11 protein-coding genes and 1 pseudogene are annotated in these 9,150 nt (G+C 67.9%); 2 read left to right on the top strand and 10 right to left on the bottom strand.

Features of this window, described 5'->3' with window-relative positions:
* Window positions 1-195 (bottom strand): annotated as a pseudogene (locus A9X03_RS02495) (cutinase family protein); the annotation flags it as partial.
* 398 nt (window positions 196-593) lie between these two features.
* On the opposite strand from A9X03_RS02495, the gene A9X03_RS02490 reads away from it, so the two are divergent.
* Window positions 594-2,081 carry an NAD(P)/FAD-dependent oxidoreductase gene (locus tag A9X03_RS02490; RefSeq protein WP_068259504.1) on the top strand — a complete coding sequence of 496 codons (1,488 nt, stop codon included), beginning with the start codon at window positions 594-596 and terminating at the stop codon, window positions 2,079-2,081.
* Window positions 2,082-2,603: 522 nt separating this feature from the next.
* On the opposite strand, the gene A9X03_RS02485 is transcribed toward A9X03_RS02490, so the two are convergent.
* The 5 genes from A9X03_RS02485 to A9X03_RS02465 form a co-directional block, all read right to left on the bottom strand.
* Window positions 2,604-3,137, bottom strand: a complete 534-nt coding sequence (locus A9X03_RS02485; RefSeq protein ID WP_231975330.1) for a fasciclin domain-containing protein — start codon at window positions 3,135-3,137, stop codon at window positions 2,604-2,606.
* Window positions 3,138-3,487: 350 nt separating this feature from the next.
* Window positions 3,488-4,186: an anti-sigma factor domain-containing protein gene (locus tag A9X03_RS02480; protein WP_068259502.1), complete on the bottom strand. Its 699-nt coding sequence runs from the start codon at window positions 4,184-4,186 to the stop codon at window positions 3,488-3,490.
* Window positions 4,183-4,746 carry a sigma-70 family RNA polymerase sigma factor gene (locus tag A9X03_RS02475; protein ID WP_067749618.1) on the bottom strand — a complete coding sequence of 188 codons (564 nt, stop codon included), beginning with the start codon at window positions 4,744-4,746 and terminating at the stop codon, window positions 4,183-4,185. Before A9X03_RS02475 ends, A9X03_RS02480 begins: the two co-directional genes overlap by 4 nt.
* Before the next feature lie 170 nt (window positions 4,747-4,916).
* Window positions 4,917-5,228 (bottom strand): DUF202 domain-containing protein, encoded by a 312-nt coding sequence (locus tag A9X03_RS02470; protein ID WP_067785512.1) that lies wholly within the window; start codon window positions 5,226-5,228, stop codon window positions 4,917-4,919.
* The gene (locus A9X03_RS02465; RefSeq protein ID WP_067785509.1) at window positions 5,225-5,596 is read right to left on the bottom strand and encodes a YidH family protein; all 372 of its coding nucleotides are present in this window, start codon (window positions 5,594-5,596) and stop codon (window positions 5,225-5,227) included. The genes A9X03_RS02470 and A9X03_RS02465 overlap by 4 nt, the downstream gene beginning before the upstream one ends.
* Before the next feature lie 6 nt (window positions 5,597-5,602).
* On the opposite strand from A9X03_RS02465, the gene A9X03_RS02460 reads away from it, so the two are divergent.
* Window positions 5,603-6,313, top strand: a complete 711-nt coding sequence (locus tag A9X03_RS02460) for a haloacid dehalogenase type II (protein ID WP_082974406.1) — start codon at window positions 5,603-5,605, stop codon at window positions 6,311-6,313.
* Here A9X03_RS02460 and A9X03_RS02455 read toward each other — a convergent pair whose 3' ends face one another.
* The 4 genes from A9X03_RS02455 to A9X03_RS02440 all read right to left on the bottom strand — a co-directional run bounded on the left by A9X03_RS02455 (window position 6,314) and on the right by A9X03_RS02440 (window position 9,038).
* Window positions 6,314-6,712, bottom strand: a complete 399-nt coding sequence (locus tag A9X03_RS02455; protein WP_231975329.1) for a hypothetical protein — start codon at window positions 6,710-6,712, stop codon at window positions 6,314-6,316. It abuts the gene before it with no gap.
* 51 nt (window positions 6,713-6,763) lie between these two features.
* On the bottom strand, window positions 6,764-7,303 hold the full coding sequence (locus A9X03_RS02450) for an ester cyclase (RefSeq protein WP_067783982.1): 540 nt from the start codon (window positions 7,301-7,303) through the stop codon (window positions 6,764-6,766).
* A 96-nt stretch (window positions 7,304-7,399) separates the two neighbouring features.
* Window positions 7,400-8,695 (bottom strand): cytochrome P450, encoded by a 1,296-nt coding sequence (locus A9X03_RS02445; RefSeq protein ID WP_067749624.1) that lies wholly within the window; start codon window positions 8,693-8,695, stop codon window positions 7,400-7,402.
* A 10-nt stretch (window positions 8,696-8,705) separates the two neighbouring features.
* Window positions 8,706-9,038, bottom strand: coding sequence for an MmpS family transport accessory protein (locus A9X03_RS02440; RefSeq protein ID WP_197695996.1), 333 nt, complete (start codon window positions 9,036-9,038; stop codon window positions 8,706-8,708).
* Window positions 9,039-9,150: the final 112 nt, after the last annotated feature.

Below are 9,150 nucleotides of genomic sequence, written 5' to 3'. Positions count from 1 at the left end.
CTGGCCGGTGGGCCCGACTCCGGGGGCTTCACCGGTGCCGCGGGCGAACACCACCTGCACGTCCGGACACTGCGCGGACGCGGTGGGGATCACGGACCCGGCGAGGACCGACGCGCCGAGACCCGACGCCGCAACCACTGCCGGAGCAAGGGAACGGATGAAGTGACGTGCGATCATGCCGCCGCTGATGCCCATACGAACGCCTCCCAAAACTGTCCCTATCGTAAAAAATATCTCGCCGTTTCCTGTATACCGAGGTACGGCGCGTCGCGCCGGATGAGCGGCGCGTGTCGACGCACCAAACGAATCCATTGTGCGCGCGCGGCGCGATGACGTCGCGTTACTGGGCCGGCTGCAAGGGACGGCCGGCCGGTTCGGCTACCGGTAACACCGCAGATTTGGCTCGGGGACAGAGGCTTTGGGGGCGGGGCGGTCGTTCGGCGCGACCGCCCCGGGAGGTCCGGTTGCGATGTCAGCAAGGTCACATGCTGGCAAACACGGGTGCGTCGTCTGGCTTCCTTTATTAGAGTTACGTAAGGGTAATGACAATTCTTTCTCAGTAAGCGCGGGGCGGGGAAGCACGGAGCGAGGTTGTGAACACGGACCGTTTGGACGCCGTCATCGTCGGCGCCGGCTTTGGCGGCATCGGTGCTGCGATCCAGCTCAAGCGTCTCGGGTATGACAACTTCGTCATCCTCGACCGCGAGGATGACCTGGGCGGCACCTGGCACGTCAACCACTACCCGGGGATCGCCGTCGACATCCCGTCGACCACCTACTCCTACTGGTTTGAGCCGAACCCGACGTGGTCGCGGCTGTTCGCGCCGGGCGCCGAGGTCAAGCAGTACGCCGCGGACGTCGCCGACAAGTACGACGTACGCCGTCACATGCGGTTCAACACGACCGTGGAAGGCGCCCAGTGGGATGAGGACGCCGAGGTCTGGCGGGTGACGCTGGCGGGTGGCGAAACGTTGTCCAGCCGCTTCCTGATCACCGCGACGGGCTTCCTGTCGCAGCCGCGCATGCCGGACATCGCGGGGATCGCGAGCTTCGAGGGCAAGGTGGTCCACACGACCGCGTGGGACCACGACTTTCGATACGAGGGGCGCCGGATCGCGGTCATCGGGACCGGCGCGTCCGCAGTGCAGGTGATCCCGGAGTTGGCCGAACAGGCTGGGGAATTGACCGTGTACCAGCGCACCGCGACGCATGTGCTGCCCAAGTTCGACTTTGAGTTTCCCCCCGCGGTGCGCGGCCTGTTCGCCCGGGTGCCGGTGGCGCAGCGGACGCTGCGGTGGGTGACCGACATCCTCCTCGAAATCATCATGGTCGTCGGAGCGCTGCACTTCCGGGAGTCCCGCGGTCGGGGGAACATCTCTGCATCCGACCTGGCCAAGATCAACCGATTCCGGTGGATCCGGGACAAGAAACTGCGCGCCAGGCTGACGCCGGACTACGACCTCGGCTGCAAGCGGCCAACCTTTTCCAACGGCTTCTACCGCGCGTTCACCAAGCCGAACGTGCACCTGGAGACCGACTCGATCGCACGGATCGAGTCGGACGGCATCGTCACCGTCGACGGGCGCAAGACCGTCATCGACACCCTGGTCCTGGCGACCGGTTTCGACCTGTGGGAGGCCAACTTCCCGGCCATCGAGGTGGTCGGCCGCAAGGGCCGCAACCTGGGCAAGTGGTGGCGAGAGACCCGCTTCCAGGCCTACCAGGGCCTCTCGATGCCCTACTTCCCGAACTACCTGAGCCTGGCCAGCCCGTTCGCCTTCTCCGGGCTGTCCTTCTTCCACACCATCGAATACCAGATGCGGCACATGGACCGGCTGCTCGGCGAGGTCAAGCGCCGCGGTGCGACGACCTTCGAGGTGACCGAAGAGGCCAACGACCGATTCACGGAGCGGATGACCAAGCGGCTGGACAACACGGTGTTCTACGCCGGGAACTGCGCGACGTCGCGTTCGTACTACTTCAGCCCCAGCGGCGAGGCCTCGCTGCTGCGACCGACCTCGACGTTGAACTCGGTGCGGGAAGCCGCGACATTCCCGCTCAGCGACTACGTCATCGCCTAACGCCACACCCGCCACACCAGCCCCGGCCGCCCCGACGGCGGAAGCGGGCGGGTGTTTGCCCGCCTCGTAGCGACAACGCCGGGGTAGGCGCGGTTGTCGCTGTGAGGCGGGCAGTTCGGCGTCCGTCTGCTTTCCGGTGACGGGTGAGGCGGGCGGGGCGCCAGCTTTTCGGCGAATCTCCGTTTGCCCCCGCAGTCGGCGGGGTAACCGAACAAGGCGCGATCCGTCCCCAACCGATGCGAAAGGCGGTGTGGCCCAATGGAAACACTGTGCCGTTGGTGCGCCTGCTTGGCGGCGCCCCTTGCGTTCGTGTTGGGCAACATGGACGCGCCCGCGCATTCGGTCGCCTACTCGCACGTAGAGCTCTCGGCCGCCGTACAGGTCAGCGACCGCTGACCGATCGTCTCACCGTGGACCGCTAGCGCATCGCCACACCAGCCTCTGGCCGGGCGCAAGCGGCCGGCTGCAAGACCGCTTAACTTCCCGGGGAGGCCGGTGTGGCGAGCGGGACCGAGTGCGCTGTTACGCCGGCGGCAGCAGCACCGTGTCGATCATGTACACCGTCGCGTTGGCGGTCGGTACGCCGCCGCAGACCAGGCCCGCGTTGTTGACCCGCAGGCCGTTGCCCTGGCCGGTCACCGTGACGTTGGCGCCCTGAACGGTCTTGTGCGAGCCGGCGACCTTGGCCGGACTCAGCTGGCCGGGCACCACGTGATAGGTCAGGATGCTGGTCAGCAACCTGGAATCCGTCTTCAGTTGGTCGATCGTCTGCGCCGGCAGCTTGCCGAACGCGGCGTCGGTCGGAGCGAAGACCGTGTACTGCCCATTGTTCAGCGTCTCGACCAGGTTGACATTCGGGTTCAGCTTGCCCGACAGCGCGGAGGTCAGGGTGGTCAACGCGGGGTTGTTGGACGCCGCCACCGCCACCGGAACCTGCGACATTCCTTCCACCGACGCCGGGCCGCTGGGGTTGGCTGCCGCGTAATCAGAGCACCCGGGGCCCACCAAATCGGCCGCTGCCGCGGTGGGAGCGGTCACCACACCCAGACCCAGCATCGCCGCCACCGCGAACCCCTTCGCCGCCACCGACGTCCTGTGTGCCTTCATCGCCTTTGACTCCTTTGGTTGGTCCGACATTTGACAGCGATTCGGAGCCCGAACACCTTCGGATGGGTGCCGGGGCAGAAGTTTCTAGCCGTAGGTGAACGAATACACCTGCAGCCCTTGGTCGGGGTGACCTCGAGGGTTCTGATTGCAGGCGATCGCCGGAGACGATCTGATGTGACGTCGGCGGGCCGCCGATGGCAATGGCGACGGATCGTCCGTCCGGAAGAGTGGGCGGGTGGTCGAAAGTGGTTGTGCCGACGCCGCGGACGGGCCGCGATTTTCCGGGAGTCGTGCGCCGCTCAGCCGAGGGGCAGCGCGGCCAGGAACGTCCCCGTCGGCCGTGGGGACCCGGTGCCCGGTTCGACGGTGAACGCCAGGCTGGTGGACGACCCCAGGTTGGGGAGCGTCGCGGTGGTCGACGGCGCCACCGCGGCGGTGCCCATCGTCCCGGCCGACGTCGGCCCCTTGTCGCTCAGCAGCCACATCTGGTAGACGGTCCCGGGCTTCGGCGGCGGGACGTTGTTCATCACCAGCACGCCGGCGTTGCGGTCGTGGGAAAAGACAACGGTCGCAGTGCCATTGCCGAGCGGGCCCGACACGGTGCGCACGTCCGGGGCCGCGAACACCTGCTCGGCGATCGTGGACGGTGGATGCGGACGCAGCATTATGCCGATGCCGAATGCGGCGGCCCCGACCACCACCGCTGCCGCCGCGGCCCCCAAAAGGGCGGCGCGCCAACCGTATCTGCGTTCGTCGCGTGCGGGTATCGCCGCCAGCGTCGCGGCCCGCAGGTGCGCCGGTGGTTCGACGGCCGTCGTCGCCGAGATGACCGCCAGCGTCTCGCGGACGGCACGAACCTCGTCGTCGAAGGCCGCCGCCACCGACCTTGGCGCGGCCGCCAGCCGCCGCTCGATGTCGGCCCGCTCCTCGTCGGACACGGCGTCCAACGCGTACGGCGTTGCCAGCTCGAGCAATTCGAATTCGTTCGGTTCCGTCATGGCACTTCCAGGCAGTTACGCAAGGCACGCAGCGCGTCGCGCATGCGCGACTTGACCGTCGACAGATTCGCCGCCAGCCGGTCCGACACTTGGCTGTAGGTGAGTCCGTCGTAGTACGCCAACTGGATACACTCCCGCTGCGTGTCGGTCAACGCGCCCAGGCATTCGGCGACGCGGCGGCGCTCGTCGCCGGCGATCGCCGATTCGGCGACCACATCACTGGCGGGGTCGGCGCTGGCCGCGGCGTAGCGGGAATCCCGCCTGCCGGAAGCCTCCTCGGACCGCACCCGGTCGACGGCCCGCCGGTGCGCGATGGTCAGCAGCCAGGACAGAGCCGACCCCCTGCTGGAGTCGTAGTCCGGCGCCGTCCGCCACACCTCGCAGTAGACCTCCTGGGTGGTCTCCTCGCTGTAGCCGGAATCGCGCAGCACCCGCATGACCATGCCGTACACCCGACTCTTTGTGAGGTCGTAGACCGCGGCGAAGGCGTCGCGGTCGCCGCGCGCGACCTGGTGCAGCAGCGCGTCCAGGTCCTTGCTGGGCGTGGGCGGTCCGGTCATCGATCGGTAGCCTAGCGCCCGGCGCGCCGCCGAAGGATCGAGTTTGTCGCCCTGCTGCGGCAACCCGATGCCGCAGCAGGGCGGCGGGGTGCCCGGACCTGTCCACGCTGGTGATTCGTAGCCGAAGATCGCGCGGATGACGTCGACCCCGTTGACGACGAAACACGCTGCTAGATCAGCTGGGCGACCGTCGTCACGGCGACGAGCAGCAAGACGGCGACCCCGACGATGTAGACCTGCCGCCGCGGCGTGACGCGCGGCGGAATGGGGCGCTGCTGCAGAACCCGCTGGCGCCGAACGGCGATCACGAACGTTGCCAACGCCACCGCGCCGGCGAGGCCGGCCGGGATGAAGGCGGCGGGCCCGACCGGGCCGTGCAGATTCCTGATCATCAGCAGGGCGCCGTTGCCCAGAAACGCGAACGAGGTCCGCGTCCAGGCCAGGATCGTCCGCTCCACCGGGCCACCCGGCGCGTCGGTCAATGCATCACCGCCTTGGCGATCACCAGTCCGAGCGCCACGATCGCGACCAGCGTGAGCCCGATCGCGAGGTAGGTCGGCGAGGGATGCCGGGGCAGCGGCCGCCCGTGGCGCATCGCGTCATCCGCCTGCCGCCAGCGCAGCAGGCCCATCCCGCTGGTGAGGATCGCGAGCACCGCGAGCCCCACCGCCAGCACCCGGCGGGCGCCCGGGACGGCGAGCTCGGGGACCAGCTGGACGAGCGCGACCGCCGCGGCGAGCAACCCCAGCGCGGTGCGCTGCCAGGCCAGGAAGGTCCGCTCGTTGGCGAAGGTGAACCGGTAGTCGGGCTCTAGCTCGTCGGCGCAGTCGGTGTCGGCCACGACGCACATCGTTGCATGATGAAGCCTGTGGTCAAGGCTCTGCTGTTCGACGTGCAAGGCACGGCGACGGACTTTCATTCGACCGTCTGCGACGAGGCGCGGCGGATAAGCGCCGGGCGGCACCCGGAAGCGGACTGGCCCGAGGTGGTAAGGCGTTGGCGCGCAGGCTACTTCACGACGCTGGAGGCGGCGCGGTCCCGTCAGAGCGGGTGGGTGTCGGTGCACTCGGTGTATCGGCGGTCGCTCGACGCCATCCTGGACGAGCGTGGCATCGCGTTCACAGCGGCCGAAAGGGACGAGCTGACGCAGGCCTGGCGGCGGCTGAAACCCTGGCCGGACGTGGTGCCCGGGCTGACGCGCTTGAAAGCCGGGTACACGCTGGCCACCCTGTCCAACGCCGACGTGTCGGCCGTCGTCGAGATCTCCAAACGGGCGGGCCTGCCGTGGGATGCGGTCTTCGCCGCGGAGATGGCCGGGGTGTTCAAGCCCGACCCGGCCATCTATCGGATGGCCGCGACCTACCTCGGCCTCGAAACCGCCGAGATCATGATGGTGGCCAGCCACAAATACGACATCCGCGCCGCGGCCGCACTCGGATTCCGGACCGCCTTCGTCGCGCGCCCGATGGAGTTCGGGGCCGACGGCGAGGCCGACGTGGCCTATTCCGACGAGTTCGACGTCAACGCGTCCGACTTCTTGGACCTGGCGGCACAACTCGGCCGCTGATCAGCGGCGCGCCGACCCGGTCAGGGGTTGCCCGGTGGCGGACTGCAGCAGGCAGATGACGGTGCTGGGCGTGGGGTCCGCGCCGGTCCGGTCCTGGTTGGAGTCGATGAGAAACGTGATCGAGAACGGGCTGCCGTCGACGGATCGCCCGGTGTACGGGGCGAATCCGTCGTTGCAGTCCTTGTTGGCGACGATGGCGACGGCTTTGTCGACGGCCAAGGGACCGCGCAGGTACACCTCGGCCAAATGTGGTGTGGCGCAGTCGACGGCGGTGACGGTCACCCGGCTCAGGTCGATCGGCGGGAGGTCGGCCACGCAGTCGCCGACCTGCAGGTCGATCCACTTCACGGTGTGCGAGGTGGTGGGGGCGGCCGCGGCGCCGGGGCAGGCGGCCAGCATCGCCGCGACGGTCAGGCCGCCCAACGCGTAAAGGCCACGCATGCAGAGAGTCTAGGCACCCGTGAGCGCCGGGTCGGGCTTTTCCGACGACATCGACAGGAAGCCGCGCGCGCAGCGCGCGGCCAGCAGCCAGTTCGCTGGCTTCTTCATGTCCAGCCCGCCGAGCAGCTGTTTGATCATGGTCAGCGTGTCGAAGTAAATACGTTCGCAGACAAGGGTTTCGGTGTCGTCGAAGACGAAGTAGGCGGTCATCCGGACCCGGAACCGGCTGCCGGTGGGCGGGACCTTGCCCAGGTAACCGCGATGGGTGCCCATCAACCAGAACTCGACGATCACCGCGTCGGCGCTGTGGCGCAGCGCGATGATCTCGTGGTCCTGGTCGGGAAAGGCGGTGCGCGTGTAGGTGTAGTAGTCGCGCACCGCCCTGTCGCCGTCGTGCACGATCATCTGCGGGATCAGCTCGTAGCGCGGATGCGGGAACGTCGCCAACACGTCGTCCCAGTCCTGGCGGACCTCGTCGTGGAAATGGTCGAGCACGAGCTTCTCGCGGGCGGCCAGCACCTCCGGGTTAGGAAACTCGGGAATCGTCATGCAGGTAACGATAAACCTGGTCGAGCAGACACAAACTCGCACAATTTTGCGGCGCTCAGTGCGAGTTTGTGTCTGCTCGCGGAGCCGGACTGAGCGCTACCGGGGCGGGGTCCAGGCGACCGGCAGGGCCTTGATGCCGTGGATGAACTGCGACAGCAGCCGCGCGGGCTCGTCGGTCGCGACGATGTCGGGTATCTCGCGGCGCAATTCGTCGAAGACGACCCGGATCTCGCGGCGGGCGAGGTTGGCGCCCAGGCAGAAATGCGCCCCGCCGCCACCGAATCCGAAATGCGGGTTGGGGGAGCGCGCCACGTCGAACTGCCAGGGATTGGCGAACTTCGATTCGTCGCGGTTGGCCGAGTTGTACCACAGCACGGCCTTGTCTCCCTCGGCCAGCTTGGTGCCGCTGAGCTTGAAATCACGGGTCAGGGTCCGCCGCATGTAGACCACCGGCGAGGCCCACCGCACGATCTCCTCGACGGCGGTCGGCGCCAGCCGGTCGAAGTTGGCCCACCACTTGTCCCGTTCGTCGGGGTAGCGGGACAGCGCCAGCACGCCGTGGCTGATCGCGTTGCGCGTCGTCTCGTTGCCGGCCACCACCAGCAGGATGAAGAACGACGCGATCTCCGCCGACGACAGCCGTTCACCGTCGACCTCGGCCTCGACCAGGCTCGTGGTCAGGTCGTCGTGATGATTGACGCGGCGGTCCTCGGCGAGCGCGGTCGCGTACGCGCCGATGTCCATCGAGATCTTCAGGAACTCGTCGAAGTCGGTCGTCAGGTCGGGGTCACCGAACCCGAGAATCACGTTGGTCCAGTGGAAGATTCGCTGATGGTCGTCCTCGGGGATGCCCATCATGTCGCAGATGATCTGCAGCGGCAGCGGCCCCGCGAGCTCGGTGACCAGATCGGCCTCGCCGTCGGGGTGGTTGGCGATCAGCGACGCGACCAGCCGGCGGGCGCGCTCGCGCACCGACGCCTCGATGCGCGCCACCACCTTCGGGGTGAACGCGCGGCTGACGATCGAGCGCAGCCTTTGGTGCCGAGGATCGTCGAGCACGATCATCGACCCGAAGTACTCGGCGATCTCCGGCGCGTTGTCGTTGACCGTGATGTTGGGGGTGCTGCTGAAGATCTCCGGGTGACGGCTGGCGAAGTGCACGTCGTCGTGGCGGCTGAGCGACCAATAACCCTCGCCCGCCACGAATCCCTCCATCTCGATCGCGGGCCAGAACGACAGCGGGGCCTCGCGGCGCAACGTGGCGAACGCGCCGTCGCGGAAGTCGTCGTCCAGACCCCAGAAGTCGAGCGAATCCAGGTGGATGTCGGAGAGCGGGACCTCCGGCGGAGGCGCCCCGTTGGTTCGCGTCGCGATACCCGTCTTCAGACTCACAGGACCTCCGTTAGTGGGTGCACACGGTCCGGCCGGCGGCCGACTGCGCGTCGGCGACGACGTTGCCGTCGAGCAGGATCCGGCAGCGGATGGGGCCGACCCCCTGCGCGCTGACCACGAACACCTGGCCCCCGAAGGCGGTGAATTCAGTCGACCACGGCAGCGGCGCATTCACCTGGTGCAGCTGTCCGTTGTCGGTCTGGTACGAGATGTACTGCGCGACGCCGGTACCGGTCACCTCGTAACGGGCCTGGGGCATCTGGGGGAGGGCGTGCGCCACGCCCGGGGTCGCCGCGACGGCGACGGCGAACAGGATCGAGAGCCCGCGCACATGCTTGGTCATGATTTGCATCGTGTCACCACGCGCGGTGCTAGGGAAGGTTTCCGGCCAAGGCGAGGGGCGGCCCGGTCTAGTGTGAGTCCCACGGGGGCTGGTACGGGAAGGTGAGTATGTC

It is taken from the genome of Mycobacterium sp. E1715 (genome assembly GCF_001667625.1).
In the GTDB taxonomy this organism is placed as follows: Bacteria; Actinomycetota; Actinomycetes; order Mycobacteriales; family Mycobacteriaceae; genus Mycobacterium.
The sequence above is the reverse complement of the archived record's forward strand: the minus strand, read 5'-3'. Positions and strand labels throughout refer to the sequence as shown.